At 67.5% G+C, this 16,334-nt stretch carries 15 protein-coding genes, 1 tRNA gene, 1 pseudogene and 1 riboswitch; of the genes and pseudogenes, 5 read left to right on the top strand and 12 right to left on the bottom strand.

Translation table 11 applies throughout. The features are described 5' to 3' along the window. Positions 1-147: 147 nt before the first annotated feature. Both thrB and OXK16_09640 read right to left on the bottom strand, forming a co-directional pair. Positions 148-993 carry a homoserine kinase gene (thrB, locus tag OXK16_09645; protein ID MDE0376210.1) on the bottom strand — a complete coding sequence of 282 codons (846 nt, stop codon included), beginning with the start codon at positions 991-993 and terminating at the stop codon, positions 148-150. Beyond that, positions 990-1,898, bottom strand: a complete 909-nt coding sequence (locus OXK16_09640; protein MDE0376209.1) for a cation diffusion facilitator family transporter — start codon at positions 1,896-1,898, stop codon at positions 990-992. Before OXK16_09640 ends, thrB begins: the two co-directional genes overlap by 4 nt. 22 nt (positions 1,899-1,920) lie before the next feature. On the opposite strand from OXK16_09640, the gene OXK16_09635 reads away from it, so the two are divergent. The 5 genes from OXK16_09635 (at position 1,921) to OXK16_09615 (ending at position 4,881) form a co-directional block, all read left to right on the top strand. Then, positions 1,921-2,178 carry a hypothetical protein gene (locus OXK16_09635; GenBank protein MDE0376208.1) on the top strand — a complete coding sequence of 86 codons (258 nt, stop codon included), beginning with the start codon at positions 1,921-1,923 and terminating at the stop codon, positions 2,176-2,178. 73 nt (positions 2,179-2,251) lie between these two features. Then, positions 2,252-2,322 (top strand) — tRNA-Gly (locus OXK16_09630). Positions 2,323-2,386: 64 nt separating this feature from the next. Further along, positions 2,387-2,953: a dCTP deaminase gene (gene dcd / locus OXK16_09625; protein ID MDE0376207.1), complete on the top strand. Its 567-nt coding sequence runs from the start codon at positions 2,387-2,389 to the stop codon at positions 2,951-2,953. A gap of 207 nt (positions 2,954-3,160) precedes the next feature. Then, a complete protein-coding gene (locus OXK16_09620; protein ID MDE0376206.1) occupies positions 3,161-4,537 on the top strand; it encodes an AAA family ATPase in 1,377 nt (458 codons plus the stop codon). Between the two features lie 47 nt (positions 4,538-4,584). Beyond that, complete coding sequence (locus tag OXK16_09615) at positions 4,585-4,881, top strand: hypothetical protein (GenBank protein ID MDE0376205.1); 297 nt, start codon at positions 4,585-4,587, stop codon at positions 4,879-4,881. 362 nt (positions 4,882-5,243) lie between these two features. Here OXK16_09615 and purB read toward each other — a convergent pair whose 3' ends face one another. From purB to OXK16_09565, 10 genes and pseudogenes are all read right to left on the bottom strand, one after another. Then, positions 5,244-6,689: an adenylosuccinate lyase gene (gene purB / locus OXK16_09610; protein ID MDE0376204.1), complete on the bottom strand. Its 1,446-nt coding sequence runs from the start codon at positions 6,687-6,689 to the stop codon at positions 5,244-5,246. Between the two features lie 14 nt (positions 6,690-6,703). Then, the gene (locus tag OXK16_09605) at positions 6,704-7,615 is read right to left on the bottom strand and encodes an NAD(P)-dependent oxidoreductase (GenBank protein ID MDE0376203.1); all 912 of its coding nucleotides are present in this window, start codon (positions 7,613-7,615) and stop codon (positions 6,704-6,706) included. Then, positions 7,612-8,625, bottom strand: coding sequence for a zinc-binding dehydrogenase (locus OXK16_09600; protein MDE0376202.1), 1,014 nt, complete (start codon positions 8,623-8,625; stop codon positions 7,612-7,614). The genes OXK16_09605 and OXK16_09600 overlap by 4 nt, the downstream gene beginning before the upstream one ends. Before the next feature lie 193 nt (positions 8,626-8,818). Next, positions 8,819-8,947: pseudogene (locus OXK16_09595) on the bottom strand (type II toxin-antitoxin system PemK/MazF family toxin). Then, positions 8,934-9,185, bottom strand: coding sequence for an antitoxin (locus OXK16_09590; GenBank protein MDE0376201.1), 252 nt, complete (start codon positions 9,183-9,185; stop codon positions 8,934-8,936). The pseudogene OXK16_09595 and the gene OXK16_09590 overlap by 14 nt, the downstream one beginning before the upstream one ends. A 39-nt stretch (positions 9,186-9,224) precedes the next feature. Beyond that, a complete protein-coding gene (gene thiD / locus OXK16_09585) occupies positions 9,225-10,022 on the bottom strand; it encodes a bifunctional hydroxymethylpyrimidine kinase/phosphomethylpyrimidine kinase (GenBank protein ID MDE0376200.1) in 798 nt (265 codons plus the stop codon). Beyond that, positions 10,019-11,815 carry an ABC transporter ATP-binding protein gene (locus tag OXK16_09580; protein MDE0376199.1) on the bottom strand — a complete coding sequence of 599 codons (1,797 nt, stop codon included), beginning with the start codon at positions 11,813-11,815 and terminating at the stop codon, positions 10,019-10,021. The genes thiD and OXK16_09580 overlap by 4 nt, the downstream gene beginning before the upstream one ends. Next, entirely contained in the window at positions 11,815-13,449 is a 1,635-nt protein-coding gene (locus tag OXK16_09575; GenBank protein ID MDE0376198.1) for an iron ABC transporter permease, read from the bottom strand. Before OXK16_09575 ends, OXK16_09580 begins: the two co-directional genes overlap by 1 nt. Continuing rightward, entirely contained in the window at positions 13,425-14,474 is a 1,050-nt protein-coding gene (locus OXK16_09570; GenBank protein ID MDE0376197.1) for a thiamine ABC transporter substrate-binding protein, read from the bottom strand. The genes OXK16_09575 and OXK16_09570 overlap by 25 nt, the downstream gene beginning before the upstream one ends. 28 nt (positions 14,475-14,502) lie before the next feature. Continuing rightward, positions 14,503-14,607, bottom strand: a riboswitch (TPP riboswitch). A 5-nt stretch (positions 14,608-14,612) separates the two neighbouring features. Beyond that, the gene (locus OXK16_09565; GenBank protein ID MDE0376196.1) at positions 14,613-16,304 is read right to left on the bottom strand and encodes a hypothetical protein; all 1,692 of its coding nucleotides are present in this window, start codon (positions 16,302-16,304) and stop codon (positions 14,613-14,615) included. Positions 16,305-16,334 lie beyond the last annotated feature (30 nt).

The following is a 16,334-nucleotide window of genomic DNA, read 5'->3' as shown; positions in this document are numbered from 1 at the left end:
GCCCCGATACTCACACACCAGAGCCACCCAACAAGGTAAAGGAGGGCCCGGCGCGGAGCACCGATTTGCCGACGCGATTTTCGCGACTTTCCCCGCACGGGACTCGGGAGGCGGTTGGACGATTCCCTGGCCGGCCGAGGCTCGAACCTAGCCGGCGCCCTTGATGTCCGGCCGCAGCACCATCGCCTTGCCCTCGCCGCGCAGGACAGCAGCGAGAGCTTCCTCCACCGTGGACACGTGGTCTCGCCGGGCCAGGCTGAGGATTGAGGGGCCGGCGCCCGACAGGCAGGCGTACACGGCCCCCGCATCGAGAGCGACCTCCATCAGCCGGGCCGTTTCGGGGTAGGTGGCGAGGCGGGACGTCTCGTGGATCTCGTCCCCGCGGGCGTTGTCGAGTATCTCCTCAGAACCGGTGCGCAGCCCCTCGATGAGCGCGGTGAGCCGTCCCAGGGTGCGAACCGCCACGTCCAGGGGGACGCAATCCGGCACCACCTTGCGGGAGTCGCTGGTGCGGACCTCGAAGTCGGGGACCACCAGCACCGGCACCAGGTCGGGCGACAGCGAGTGGTGCACCACCCATCCTTCGGCCACCGACACCAACCCCCCGTAGACGGCGGCGGCGGCGTTGTCGGGGTGGCCCTCCAGGTACTTGACGTACTGGAACAGCTCGTCGTGGGTCGGGTCCTTGCCGTTGGCGCGCAGGGCGGCCAGGGTGCCGGCGGTGAAGGCGGCCGCGCTCGATCCCAGGCCGCTGCACAGGGGAACGTGGTTGGCGATCTCCATCCGGAGCGGCCGGTCGCTCACCGCACGAGCCGCCGCCAGGACGGCATCGTTGTCCTCATCGCCCAGGTAGGGCTCGGGTCCGATGTGCCGGGTCGACCACGAGCCCGCGACTTCGGCGGTTACCCGGCATCTCAGGTCGAGTGCCAGGGCCATGGTGTCGAAGCCGGGCCCGAGGTTGGCGGAGGAGGCCGGGGCGGAGGCGGTGCTCATGATCCGATGTCGATCTCGACGAAGATGTTCCCGGCCGCCGGCAGTGCGATCCGGATGGCCTCCTCGACGTCCTCGATGGTCTGGTGGACCTCTTTACCGGAGAGGCCTTTCACCAACTCGACGTCGAGGTTGACCAGGATGTCCTCGGGACCCATGTGCATGGTGAGCAGGCGGTCCACGCCGGTGACGTTGGCGTGGGCCAGCACCCGCGCCCGGATGGTGGCCCGGTCCCGGCGTCCGGCGGCTTCCCCGATCAGCAGTCCCTTGATCTCGAAGGCCAGGAAGAACGCCACCACGGCCAGCAGCAACCCGATCAGGATCGACGCGAGGGCGTCCCAGATGGGGTCGCCGGTGATCTGGGAGGCGACTATGCCTGCCAGCGCGACGCTCAGGCCGCCGACCGCGGCGCTGTCCTCGAACAGTACGACCAGCAGGGCCGCGTCCTTGGTGTCGCGCAGGGTGCGCCACAGGGCCCGCGAGCCGCGGACCCGGTTGAACTCCCGCGCCGCCACCGTCCAGGGGATGGCCTCGAAGAGGATCGCCCCACCGAGCACGGCCACGGAGACACCGAAGCTCTCCACCGCATGCGGATGCCGGAGGGCGTTGACGCCGTGCTGGATGGAGAACACGGCGCCGCCCACGAACAGCATGACCGCCACCATGAAGCTCCAGAAGTAGACCTCCTTGCCCCGCCCGAACGGATGGCGCTGCCCGCCGGCGCGTTTGGCGACCGTCATGCCCCATAGAAGCATCCCCTGGTTACCGGAGTCGGCCACCGAGTGGATCGCCTCGGCCAGCATCGCCGCCGACCCGGTGATGGCGGCCGCTATGAACTTGGCTACCGCGATGGCCGAGTTGGCGGCCAGCGCGGCGACTACAGCGAGACGGGAGCCTTGGGAAGCCATTCGGGTTCCAGTTTACGAGGTCGTGGGTTCCTCAGCACCGCAGCAGGGCTACGGTAGGCAGGTCATGGCGGACATTCTCGGGTTGGACGCCCTGCTGGGGCAGATGATGACGGCGCTGGGGCTGGCGATGGTGGCCGGGAACGGCTTCGCCATGTGGAAACACGCCCGTGGTGAGGCTCCCGAAGGTGCCAAGGGCGCCTACCGGCCGGGGCGGGTTCGCTTCCTGCTGGGGGTAGGTCTGGTGATCAGCATCTGGGGCCTGGCCGGCATTTTGACCTGATCCGAAGGCGTGGCAGATCGGCCCGACGCATATGACACCCACCCTGGCCCCTCGCTACCATCGCGGCGGTCCGGCGGGTGTAGTTCAGTGGTAGAACATCAGCTTCCCAAGCTGAGAACGGGGGTTCGATTCCCCTCACCCGCTCCCTTCCCCTGGCGATGTGATTCGCCCACCGGTCGGCAACCTGCAGCAGACCTGGAGTAGAGCGGTGATCCTTTCAGATCGGGACATCAAGGCCGCCATCGAGGCGGAACGCATCGGGATCGATCCCTACGAACCCGACAACGTCCAGCCCTCGTCGGTCGACCTGCGGGTGGATCGCTTCTTCCGGGTGTTCGAGAACCACCTCTACCCGTATATCGATCCCAAGACGGCCCAGCCCGACCTCACCCAGGAGAGGGCGGTCAGCCCTGACGGCCGCTTCATCCTCCACCCCGGCAAGTTCGTGCTCGGGGCCACCCTCGAGCGGATCCACCTGCCCGACGACCTCGTGGCCCGGCTCGAGGGCAAATCCAGCCTGGGCCGGATCGGCCTGCTGATCCACTCCACCGCCGGGTTCGTGGATCCCGGCTTCAACGGTTACCTGACCCTCGAGCTGGCCAACGTGGCCAACCTGCCGATCGCCATCTATCCCGGCATGCTGATCGGCCAGATCAGCTTCTACGAGCTCTCCAGCCCGGCGGAGCACCCCTACGGTTCGCTGTGGGCGGGATCCAAGTACCAGGGCCAGCGCGGCCCTACGGCCTCCCGGGTCCACGAGAACTTCCGCCAGTGACTGGTCAGCGACTCGTTAACGGTAAGCCGAGTTCGGTACGTCGCGGCCGATGAGCTCTCGCCGCGGCGGAGATCGGCCAGGCTATGACCGTCTTGGTCAGCCTTCCGCTTGGTGAGGCCTCTACTATCGTGACATCAAACATCTCACTGGGACTAATCCGGTGAGGCGGATTGTACGAGTCGGCGCGGACGCAGGAACCGGACAACGATGCTAATCGCATTATCGGTGAAGAACTTCAAGAGCATCAGGGAAGCCAGGATTCGGTTTGGCCCCTTTACATGCTTCATTGGGCACAATGGTGTTGGGAAGAGCAACCTGTTTGATGCTATCTACTTTCTCAGTGAGCTAGCCGAACGTGATATCTCTGAGGCTGCGGTCAAGGTTCGGCGTACGAGCGGCGGCGGTTTCTCTCCTCGGGATCTCATCTTCGGGCGGGATCCCGATCGTGTGATCTCTCTCTCAGCTGACATGATCGTACCTCCCGAGGTCAAGGATGACTTCGACCAATCGGCCACGCCGAGCACGACCCTTCTCACATATACACTGGAATTGCGATACTCCGAGGAGTCTGACCGGCTCCTCGTGGAGTACGAAAGTCTGACCCACAAGAAACTCGGCGACTATAAGAAGTTCGTGGGCTTTCCATCATCCCCTGACTTCAAGAGTTCAGTCGCCTTGGGCGCCAGACGAGGTGGGCCATTGATTTCTACCAGTGGCGATCGAATCATGCTCCACGGCGACGGTGGCAGCCGCGGACGTCCGGCACCGGTCGGAAGATCGCCACGCACGGTGGTAGGAGGAACGAATACATACGACTACCCGACCGTTCTGGCTGCTAAACGCGAGATGTCATCTTGGCGAATCTTGCATCTCGAGCCGAGCGCTATGCGAACTCCTGACCCGCGATGGGCACAGCCTCCCCACATATCCGCCTCAGGTAGTCATATACCCGCCACTCTTGGGTCGCTAATAGCGCGTGATTGTGATGCACAGTCAGAAATCCTCTACCGTCTCAGGCAATTGAATGCCGATATAGAAGAACTAGGCGTCTACGTCGATGAGGCAGGGGATCAGCTAGCTCTCCGGGCTCGGATCGCCGGAGTGAAGAACTGGCTCTATTCCCGTTCCCTCTCGGATGGCACTCTTCGCTATATCGCGCTGGCATTGATGTTGGTAGACATTAGGGACAGGGCGGTCTTATGTATAGAGGAGCCAGAGAACGGGATTCACCCCTCACGCATACCTAATCTAGTCCAACTTCTCCGGGATTACGCGGTAGAACCAGAACACGCGGTAGGCTCCGACAACCCTCTGCGTCAGGTAATTGTCAACTCGCATTCTCCGGAAGTAGCTAGGCGACTCTCCTTCGAGGACATTGTGTTCGTCGAGCGAGCGATCACTAGCATGGCTGGTCCTATCAGTGTCTTCCGTCCGGTCGTGGATACATGGCGGGTAGGTATAACGAACGGGAAAGGTAACGGCGATCTACCGGTTGGAAGGCAAGCCGTTATTGACTTCATTGGTGGATCCCCAATCCTTCCGGAGATGGGCCAGCAGAGATTCTCGTTCGGCACGGCCAGATGAGTCGTCAGCTCACTTATTCAGTGGTTGCTGACGGAGGTACTGACCGGATGCTGGTTCCGATCATTCAGTGGGCGATCCATCGTCTTGATCCTGAAGTTGAGATTCTTGAGCCCTTGTTCAGCGTCAGGTCAGGAAGCGTCCAGGACTTCCTGCACGACTATGACCCAGGCGTGATGCTGATATTCGTTCATCGTGACGCTGAGCGTCGTACGCTCAAGGAGCGGCTTGGCGAGTTCGAGATGACAACTCGAACCGACATCGTGCCGTTGATTCCAGTTCGCATGTCGGAAGCGCGGCCTGTGCGATGGCATGGCCATCGCACAGGCCGCTGGCCGCCCCGGTAGCTCGGTGCCGACTCCCAGGCTAGGTGATGTCGAGAGGATGTCTGATCCGAAGAAGCGCCTGGATGAGCTTCTGTTTGCGGCAGCGGGATCACCATCGGGTCGCCGGGGTCGGAATTTCAAACGCTCCATTGTCGAACGCAGAGTCAACGTAGCCGGCTACATTGCCGACTACAGCCCACTCGAGACCTTGATGGCCTTCCGGACCTTTCAGGATCATCTCGAACAGAACTACCCGTACAGTCCCTCTCGCCAGTAGTTCCGGCGGCGGGCTCGCGCGACATCCGATACTTGGTGGAACACTCGGATTGACCACCTGTTCCACAGCCGGCAACGGCTGGTCGAAACGGATCGTAGGTGACTACTCACAGCAGGGTCTCCGGCTGGTACGTAGCGGCGTCCGGATGGGCGTCGACCACCTCCGCGACCGCCCTCGCAACGCCGTCGACCTGGGAGCCTGCCCGTCCCGCCAGGCCGGTGGCGGTGGCCGCCTCCCGGATCTGCTCCCTGTCGAGGGGGAAGTCCGGATCGCTACCGAGTGATGCCCAGAGGTCGTGGTCGCCCCCGTCCCTCCGGGCGGTCGCCGACCGTAGGGCATGGGATTGGATGACCCGGTGGGCCTGCTCGCGGCCCATCCCCGCCGCCACCGCCGCCAGCAGGACCCGGGTCGTGGAGAGGAAGGGCAGCTCGGCCGCCATTTCCTCCTCCAGGCGGCCGGGAAACACCGCCATGTCCCGGACCACGTGCAGTGTGGCCTCCATCAACCCGTCGGCGGCGAAGAAGGAGTCGGGGAGCATCACCCGGCGGACCACGGAGTCGCTGACATCACCCTCGTTCCACTGGTGCCCTGACAGGCCCGAGGCCATGGCGAGGTACCCGCCCAGAACCACGGCCAGCCCGTTGATCCGCTCGCAGGTCCGCATGTTGGTCTTGTGGGGCATGGCCGATGATCCCACCTGGCCGGACCGGAAACCCTCGGAGACCAGGTCGGCGCCGGCCATCAGCCGGAGGGTGGTGGCCAGGCTGGAGGGGCCCGCCGCCAGCTGGGCCAGCGCGGACACCGTCTCCAGGTCGAGCGATCTGGGATAGATCTGCCCCACGGAGGTCAGGCGCCGGGAGAACCCCAGTCCATCCGCCACCTTCTCCTCGAACCGGTCCACCGCCTCCTCGTCACCACCGAACAGGCCCAGGAGGTCCTGCTGGGTCCCCACCGGGCCTTTGATCCCTCTCAGGGGATAGCCGGCGATCAGGGTCTCGACCCGCCGGTATGCGGCCAGGGTCTCCTCGGCGGCGGAGGCAAGACGTTTCCCCACGGTGGTGGGCTGGGCCGGCACGTTGTGGCTGCGGCCCACCACGACCGTTGTCCGGTACTCGACCGCCCGGCCCGCCAGGGCTGCCAGCACCGCCACGGTCTTGTCCCGCAGCGTCTCGAGCGACCGCCGGACCACCATCTGCTCGACGTTCTCGGTGACATCCCGGGAGGTGAGTCCCTTGTGGATGTGCTCGTGGCCCGCCAGCCCGCAGAACTCCCCGATGCGGGCCGCCAGGTCATGACGGGTGGCTTCCTCCCTCGACCGGATCGAGGCCAGGTCGACCTGATGGATGACCGCCCGGTAGTCGTCGACCACTCCTTCGGGCACCGGCACTCCCAGTTCGATCTGGGCCTCGAGGACCGCTACCCAGAGCTCCCGCTCCATGACCACCCGGCCCACCGGTGACCAGAGGCGACGGATCTCGCGGCCGGCGTAGCGGGAGGCCAGGACATTGGGAACGTCGGACTGTCCGGGGAGATCCGCCGGGGTCGGTGCCATCGTCTCGACTCCGCTCAGGTCTCCGTCTCGGATGGGTCCCATTCCACCCCCGCCAGGCGGGCCAGGGCCAGGATGAGCGACTGGGTGCCCTTGCGCCCCAGCCCCTGGGCCTGGAGCGATACGTAGAGCTCGTGGGCCAGGGCCAGACCGGGCGCCGGGAGCTTCATGGAGGCGGCCTCCCTCAGGGCGATCCCCATGTCCTTGACGAAGTGATCCACGAAGAAGCCCGGCTCGAAGTCGCCCCCGAGCATCCGGGGACCGTAGTTCGACAGCGACCACGATCCGGCCGCGCCGCCGCTGACCGACCCCATCACCGTGTCGAGGTCGAGTCCGGCCTGCTGGCCGTAGAGCAACGCCTCGGACAACCCGATCATGCCGGTGGCGATCAGGATCTGGTTCACCGCCTTGGTGTGCTGGCCGGCGCCCGGCCCGCCCTGGCGGATGATGGTCTTGCCCATGGTCTCGAACACCGGCCGCACCTGCTCCACAGGGTCCGGGTCGCCGCCGATCATTATTGACAATGTGCCGTTGCGGGCGCCTATGTCACCCCCGCTCACCGGGGCGTCGATGGCCTCCACACCCCGTTCGGCGCACGTGGCGGCGATCTCGATGGCGAGGGCGGGCTCGGAGGTGGTCATGTCCACCAGCACGTCGCCGGCCGAGGCGCCTTCCAGCAGGCCGTCCGGGCCGAGGAACACCTGGCGGACATCCTCCGGGAAGCCGACGATGGCGAAGGACATGTCCGACGCCGCGGCCACCTCGGCGGGGGTGGCGGCCCAGGTGGCGCCGCGGGCGATGAGGTTCGCGGCCCTGGCCTTGGTGCGGGTGGTCACCGTCACCGGATATCCGGCGTCGAGGACGTGCCCGCACATGGAGACGCCCATCACTCCGGTTCCGACCCAGCCGATCGCAGGCTTGTCAGTCACGTTCCGCTCCTTTCGATGACCAGCTTGCCCTGATGATCCCCGGCCTTCATCCGGCCCAATGCCTCCGGCAGGTGCTCGAACGGGTAGACGCTGTCCACTAGAACCGGCAGATCGCCGCCGGCCACCCACTCGGTCACCCGGGCGAAGTCCTCGTGGTCGAACATGGTGGAGCCGATGATCTCCAGGTGGCGGAAGAAGAGCGGCGGGACGCTGACCTCCACCTTGGGGCCGCTGGTGGATCCGCAGGTCACCAGCCGGCCGCCCGGCGCCAACGACCGCATCGACTGGCTCCAGGTGGCGGGCCCGACGTTCTCGAACACCACCTCGGCCTGCCGTCCCGCGGCCTGCCGGAGTTCCTTGGAGAAATCCCCTCCGGAGGCGAACCCACCCGCCGCGCCGAGCTGTACGGCCCGTTCGATCTTGGCCGGGCTACGAGAGGTGACGTAGACCTCGGCGCCCATCAGCCGGCCGATCATCAGCCCGGCCGAGCTGACCCCCCCGCCGACCCCCACTACCAGCATCAGATCCCCGCCGCAGAGGCGGGCCCGGCGCAGCATCCGGTAGGCGGTGGAGTAGGCCAGCCCGTAGGCCGCCGCCCGGTCCCAGGGGAGGTGGGCCGGCTTGGGCACGACGTTGGTGGCCGGAACTACGACGTATTCGGCCAGCGTTCCCCAGGAGTGCTCGCCCAGCACCCCCAGCTTCCCGCTGAAGGGTATGTGGCCGGTGGTGGGGGCGTAGCCGAGGCTCGGGTTGACGATCACCTCGGCGCCCGGCGCCAATCCGTCCACCCCGTCACCCACCGCGTCGACCACCCCGGCGCCATCCCCGCCCGCCACGTGAGGGAAGTGCTTGGGCGCGGGTAGGCCCATCGACATCCACAGGTCGAGGCGGTTGAGCGCGGACGCCACCAGCCTCACCCTCACCTCGCCCGGCCCGGGGCTGGGCGTGTCCACCTCCCCCAGGGTGTAGGAGGAAGGCCCCCGCGTGTCGTTCAAAACCCAAGCCCGCATGGGCCAAGGCTAGTGATCTGCCTGCGAACAACCGGGTGCCCTGGCGGCCATCGGCGCCCCGTCGCTGCGTTCCGCTTCCTCAACGTACCCTGCGGGTACGCCTTCGTCAGCGGGCCTTGCGAGGAACACCGCTGCCTCGCCAAACCACACCGCCATTCCACAGACAGACCACTAGACCACCGGACGGCGTCTTCCGACGGGTTCGCGCGAGCGCGACGACGACAACCGAGCCGGTGCGGTCCGCTACCGGATCCCGTGTCAGCGCCAAGTCCGGGCGGTCGCCTCCCGGGGTAGCCGCGAACCAGATCTCACCGCGCCGCATCGACCCAATCGGACCAGTCGTCCGCCACTCCCCAATCGGCGATCCGACCGATCTCCGACTCGTCGGGCGTGAGCGGTTGCTCCTTCCAAAGGTCGGCGTCCTCTACGGAGGCGAGCCATGCCAGGTGCCTACGGAGCGACTCCTGGATCACCCCCGAGCTGGTGGTGCCGAGACGATCCGCCCACCGCCGGACCTCGGCGGCCTCCTCGTCATCCACACGGAAACTGAGCACTGTCATGCGTTCAGAATATATGTATGACGGTCGGGCTGTTCCCGGCTACGTCCAGCCGAAGTGGTCGATGGGGCCCTCGCCGCGGCCCAGGTCCCATCCGGCGGCGCCGGTGATGGCGCGCGACACCCAGGCTCGGGCGTCGGCGATGGCCACGATCAGGTCGGCGCCGGTGGCCAGGCGGGCCGCTATGGAGGCCGAGAGGGCATCCCCGGTTCCGTGGACGTTCCGCGACCGCACCCGGCGTCCCGGGAGGGCATGGGTCCGGATCCCGTCCGAGAACACGTCCAGGAGAGGCTTGTCGTCAGCCATCCGGCCGCCGGTCACCAGGAAGGGCGTCCGGGTGGTGCGGGCCAGGTACTCCGCCGCGGCCCGCTGGTCGCGTTCGTTCTCGACGGGTCGGCTGGCCAGCAGGGCCGCCTCCCGGTGGTTGGGGGTGGCCAGGCGGGCCGCCGGGATCAGGGCTTCGCGGTAGGCGGCGACGGTGGATCGATCCGCCAGCGACCTCCCGTCCCGATCCACCAGGACCGGATCGATCACCAGGTTGGGCAGCCGGGCCGCTTGTTCCGCCACCAGCCGGACCACCTCGGCCCGGCCCAACAGACCCGTCTTGGTGGCGTCCGGCGGAAGGTCGGAAGCGACCGCTTCCAACTGCGAGGAGATCATCTTGACGGGCACTTGCTCGGCCCTGGTGACGCCCCGGGTGTTCTGCGCGGTGACGGTGGTGATCACCGTGGTGGCGAACACGCGGTGCGCCGACAGCGTCTTGAGGTCGGCCTGGATCCCGGCGCCGGCACCGGAGTCGCTGCCGCCGATCGTCATCACCGTCTTGGGGGTATCTGTCATGTCCTCCAGCCGACCAGGGTGTCGTGGGCGGTCCGTCTCTCGCAGCCGGATCGCTGCACTATGCCGACCTCGTCCGATTCGACCGTGGTGTTCGTACACCCGCCGGCATCGTAGGCCTGGTAGGTCACGCGACCGCGGTCCACCGGGACGGGCTCGCCATCGAGGCCGAACGCGGACGGCCGGCTCCACCGTACTTCGATCGGCGGGTCGTCGCACCGGGTGAAGAGCTCGGACCACACGATCGGCGATCGGAGATGGTCGCCCTCGCACAGGAGGTGGCGCACCACCACGTCCTCGCCGGTGTCGAGGCCCTCGATCCGGGCCGGCCACCGGCTCGGGCCCTGGACGCCGGGGGCGCAAGGTCCGATGGTGAGGCGGTAGCGCGCACCGGGCGCCCAGGCTAAGTCCCTGGTGTTCGGGTCGAGGGGCGTGGACGGCAGGGACGACTCGGTTCCCGGCAGGATGGCGCCATCGCGGTCGTATCCACCCCAGTTGACGGCCAGGCTCCCGGGATGGCGGGGATTCCACTGGATCCCGGTGTGGGCGCCTCCCTGGTGGCGGCCGGGCGTCCAGAAGGATGCCTGGAGCGCGAAGAAGGCCAGGCGGCTGACCTCCGGCGGCTTCAGGACCTCCAGGATCACCGACACCGAGGCCAGGGGAGTGTCGGGAACCTCCCACCACACGTGGAACGAGGAGGCCCCGTTGGGGGACGGCGGCAACCCCCGGTCACGCACGGGACCCGAGGCCACCGGTTCGAGCCGCGCCCGGGGAGCGTCGGCGGGATGGGCCGGCTCGGACAGGGCGACAACCCTCTCCGGGTCTATCTCCACGAGCAGGCGGGTCCCCCTGGGAGGCCCGGTGCCCGCGGTCTGGACGACAAGAGGATGACCGGAGCAGTCCACCTCCACACGGGACTGCCCGGCCACGAAGGTGGTCGAGTCCACCGTCCCGGCCAGGCTCCCGGTCGGGCTCAAGGCAGCGCCATCAGGCCGGATGACCACCCGGTGGCGGCCGTCCGGAAGGTGCGTGGGGATGGCGCCCCACTGGGAGGTGGCGGAACCGGACTCGACCGCTACATCGGCGAAGTTCTCGAACCCGAGGAAGCGGGCCACGAACTCGGTGGCCGGGCGGCTCCAGAGTCGCTCAGGGGTGTCGACCTGCCTTATCCGGCCCCGGTGCAGGATCGCCACCCGGTCGGCGATTGCGAACGCCTCGTCCTGGTCGTGGGTGACGTAGAGGGCCGTGATGCCTATCCGGCGCAGGAGTTCGGACAGTTCCGGGACTAGGCGGGCGCGCAGGGCCCGGTCAAGGGCGCCCACCGGTTCGTCGAGCATCAGGAGGGCCGGTTCGGGCGCCAGCGACCGGGCCAGGGCGACCCGCTGCTGCTCGCCACCCGAGAGGGAGTCGACTCCGCGGTCGCCGTAGTCGGCGAGGTCGACCCACGAGAGCACCTCCTCCACCCGTTCGCGGATGGCCCGCCGGTCCCTTCCCTGCATCCGGAGTCCGAAGGTCACGTTCTCGGTCACGTTCAGGTGGGGGAACAGCGCGTAGTCCTGGAACATCAGGCCCACCCCCCGGCGGTGAACGTCGACGCGGGTGATGTCGCGCGACGCCAACTCGATACGCCCTGCTGCGGGCTTCTCGAGGCCGGCGATCACCCGCAGGAGGCTCGACTTCCCCGAGCCTGACGGCCCCAGTACGGCCATCACCTCCCCGGACCCCACCGACAGGTCGATGCCGTCCAGGGCGCGGTGCTTCCCGTAGTCCAGCGTGATACCGGTGATCTCGAGCATCAGAACTCCCCGAGCCCAGCGACCCGGTAGCGGTCGATGGCCATGATTATCACTGTCGTGAGGAGCATCAGGACGGTGCTCAGGGCCAGCGCCTGCCCGAGGTTGGCCGCTCCCGGCTGGCCGAGCAGGCGGAAGATCGCGGTCGGGATGGTCGGCCGGCCGGGCCGGATGAGGAAGGCGGTTGCGCCGAACTCGCCGAGTGAGACGGCCGCGGCGAAACCGGCCCCGACCAGTGCTGCCCGGCTGATGATCGGCAACTCCACCTCCCGGAAGACCCGCCGGGGCGAGGCTCCGAGGATGGCCGCCGCCTCGCGGAGGCGGGGCTGCACCGACCGGAGTACCGGGGTCACGGTGCGGATCACGAACGGCGCCGCGACGACCGAATGGGCCAGGGGTATCAGCCAGATCGAGGTACGGAGATCCACCGGCCAGTCGAAGGCGACCAGGAACCCGAAGCCGATCGTGACGGCCGACGTGCCGAGCGGGAGCATCAGGAAGGTGTCGAGCCGCGCGCCCAACCGGCCGGGGCGCCGCGCGATGACCACGGCCGCGACGAGCCCGGCCGCCACTGCGGGCACCACAGCGGCCGCTGCGAACCACAACGAGTTCACGATCGCCTCGGCAGGATCGACGAAGGGGGTAGCGCCTCGGACCAGGCTCGCGTAGTGGTCCAGACCCGGCCCGGCCGACGTGCGCAGCGATCGCCACATCAGCGTGCCGATCGGGGCGCCCAGGTAGAGGACCATCGAGGCGATGGTCCCTCCCACGACCAGAAACTGACCCGGGGTGGCGGGGTGGCGGGCCACGGTTCGGCTCGAACGCAGGGGGAGGCGCCGGGCGTGCCGCTGCTGGAGCCGGGTGTACGCCCACAGTGCCGTAGCCACACCTGCCATCTGGACCAGCGCCAGGGCAGCCGAGGCGGCCAGGTCCAGGTTGATGGTGGCCTCCCGCCAGACCGCCACCTCGATGGTGGCGTAGCTGAAACCCCCCAGGATCAGCACCACCCCGAACGACGTGAAGGTGAACAGGAAGACGATGGAGGCGGCCGCCGCTATCGAGGGGAGCAGGAGGGGTAGCGTGACGGTCAGGAACGCCCGAGCCCGGTTGGCGCCCAACGCCCGGGCCGCCTCCTCGAGCCTCGGATCGACGAGCTCCCAGAAGCTGCCCACGATGCGGACCACCACGGCGTAGTTGAAGAACACGTGGGCGATGAGGATCGCCCAGGCCGTCTGGCGCAGGTCCACCCCTAGCGGCCCACCGGGTCCGAGAAGAGCCAGGTAGGCGGCACCCACGACCACCGTAGGCAATACGAACGGGACCGTCACCGCCGCCCTCAGCAACCTCCTGCCGAAGAACGAGTACCTGGAGAGGACGTAGGCGCCCGGTAGGGCGAACAGCAGGGTGGCCATAGTGGAGACCGTGGCCTGCCAGACCGTGAACCAGGCGGCCCGCCGCAGCGAGCCCTTGGTGGCGATCTCCACGAAGGGCGACAGGTCGAGTTGCCCGTCCAGGGTAAGGCTGCGCAGCACCACCCGCACCAGCGGGTACGCGAAGAACAGCCCGAAGAAGACGAGCGGGACGGCGACCAGCCACCGTCCGGCGCCGGACTTCAGGAGGCTACGACCTCGATCCATTCCTCGATCCACCTGGAACGGTTGGCGTCGATCTCCTCGGGAGCGACGGCGGCCGGGTCGTCGGGTATCTCGGTGTACCGGACGAACTCGTCGGGCAGCTCGGCCTTCTCGTTGGCTGGGAACACGAACATGTTGAGTGGGATGTCCTCCTGGAAGGTGAGCCCGAGCATGAAGTCGACCAGTTGCCGGGCCGCGTTGGGGACCGGTGTCCCCGCCAGGATGCCGGCGAACTCGATCTGGCGGAAACAGCCGGCCAATACCACACCGGTGGGCGCCTCGGTGACCGGCGGGTCTGCGTAAATGACCTCGGCCGGCGGGGAGGATGCATACGACACCACGATAGGACGGTCCCCTTCCCCCGACCCGCCGGAGAAGGATCCGTAGTAGGCGTCCTCCCAACCTGCCGTGACCAGCACATCGTTGGCCACCAGGTCCGACCAGAAGCTCTGCCACGGATAGTCGCCGTCCTCGCCGAAGGTGGCGACGGTCGCCAGCAGGAAGGCCAGGCCCGGGGACGACGTGCCCGGATGTTCCACCACCAGCAGCCCGGCGTACTCCGGCCTGGTCAGATCCCTCAGCGTCGAGGGAGGTTCGAGGCCCATCCCCGCCAGCCCGGCTATGTCGTAGTTGAGGCACACATCGCCGAAGTCGATCGGCGTCACCCGGGAGTCCAGCTTCAAGGAGTCGGGGACGTCGGCGAGTCCCGGCGACTCGTACTCCACGAACAGGTCCTCGGCAAGCGCGCGGCCCAGGAAGGTGTTGTCGATCCCGAACATCACGTCCGCCACCGGGTTGTCCTTCGTGAGCACCGCCTGGTTCACCATCGTGCCGGCATCGCCGGCCTCCAGGTGCTCGACCGTATGGCCGGTCTCCGCCTCGAACTGCTCCAGCGTGCCCTCGCTGACGTAGAACGAGTCGTGGGTAACCAGCCGGATGGTCTGGGGCCCCTCGTCCTCGGGCGTGTCATCGGCACACCCGGCCGCGACGAGCATCAGCGCCGCCAGCACGATCCCTAGTCTTCTCATGCGCGCAACCTCCCGCCTTGTGGGGTTTCGGGAGGGCGAGATCACTTCCTTCGCCGGTATTACCCGGATCAGGTTCTACGGTCGGAGATGCAGTCTCCCTCTCAGCCCTTCCCGGGCTCCCGTGTGTGAGGGCTTACCTTACACAGGGTTGGTGGATGGTTGGAGGGTAAGTACGAGGGTGGCCCTGCTGTAGTCGCCGTCGGTTCCCACGGCCAGAGCCATCGGGCCCAGCCACCGTGACAGCATCGAGAGCAGTCCGTCATCCGACCCCATCCCGGCGGGACCTATCCGGGCAATGACGCTCGCAAGGTCGACGTAGGCCAGGAGCAGCGGGTCGTAGGAGATGTGCTCCACGGTCCGGCGGTACCGATCGGTGTCGGACACCCGCTCTCTCGTTCCCTGCTGGACGGCCACCGTGGTCTCGAGCGCGTCCGTATCGGTTCCGAACGTGAGGAACCCGCCATGGAGGAGGTATCCGAGGGAGGGCGTCCCGTCCTCCATCACGCGCGCAGGTCGGCCGGCGCCCAGGTCGAGTTGGTGCAGGGACACCCCCGTCAGCGAGGTGACGCCGCCCGCGATGCCGTCGATCGTCCCTGCGAGGGTGTTCGCGGACAGGGGCCGGTAGGACAGCGCGGCCACCACCTCTACGGAGGAGCCCTCGCGGTCCGGGCTGTGGGCGGCTATGACCAGTTGGCCGCGCAGATGGTTGAACAGGTCCGCCTCTAGGTCGAGCCCGGTGCCGAGATCCACGAATCCCAGGGCGAGGTCCAGGGCATCGGCCAGCGTGGCGCCCTGATCGAGCCCGCTCGTGCCGTCCCCTGGCGGCGGGTCGAACAGGTATCCACCCGGTATCAGACCGGCTATGTCGCACCCGCCCAGGACTTCCCGCCAGCGGTCGATGTCGGGATCGAACCCGACGGAGACGAACCCCAACGCATCGGCCGGGACGATGGCATCCGTGACATCGGCCGAGGTATCGGTCCACCAGCTGGTTATGTCCGGCGTGGCAAGGTCGACCACCAGACCGTCACCGACCCAATCGGCCGAGACCATCAACCACTCAGGCCTGTCGAACGGAACTCCCGGGCAGGGGCTGCGATCGGGATCACCCATCCGGCCGGCGAGCCAGTCCAGGTCAACGTACGCCGACGCGAAACGCCCGTCGCGCGCCGCCCCCCGTGCCTCTCCGAAACGCCCGGTGGAAGCGAGGGTTTCGGGATGATGGCCGTCGATCCTCTCCAGTATCTCTTCAAGCAGCCCGCTGTCGGTGCCGAAGAGCAGGAAGTCCCCGGCCTGGGCGTAAGCCTGTTCCTCCATCCACCCGTTGCCGCCTCCCACCCAGATGACGGCATCATTGACGACTCTGCGCTCGAAGGAGGTGGACGCCCTCTCCTCCTGCTTCCGGAGCCAACTCTGCAGGAACTCGGCGGCCGCGTCCCCGTCGCTTACGCCCACGGTGACCGCCAGGCCGACCCCACCGTCCTCCAGGTCGACCAGCGCCGCTGACACCTCGGTCCCTATCCAGGTGCCCAGTTCCCCGAGGATGGTGCCGATGGCGTCGGGCAGAGGTCCGTCTCCCTCGCCTGCCGGCCCGCCGACCCCTCCGAGGTCATCGAGTTGATCCAACAGGAGAGGAATGATCCCGGATGGGCTCTCTCCAGTCCCCAGGTCCAGCCATGCGTAGGCGACGGTCTCGTCCGGGTAGTACGAGGCGGACGCCTCCGCCGGTGTCACGGAGCCGGGAGGGTCCGTGACCAAGGCCCGCCAGACCCACGCGGACGCGATGGCGGCCGCCACCAGCGCGATAGCGATCGTCTCTTTACGGTTCACGGGTCACCACGGTACCGAAACACCGTGACA

This window comes from bacterium, assembly GCA_028821235.1.
In the GTDB taxonomy this organism is placed as follows: Bacteria; Actinomycetota; Acidimicrobiia; order Spongiisociales; family Spongiisociaceae; genus Spongiisocius.
This window is presented reverse-complemented; position numbering and strand designations above follow the sequence as displayed.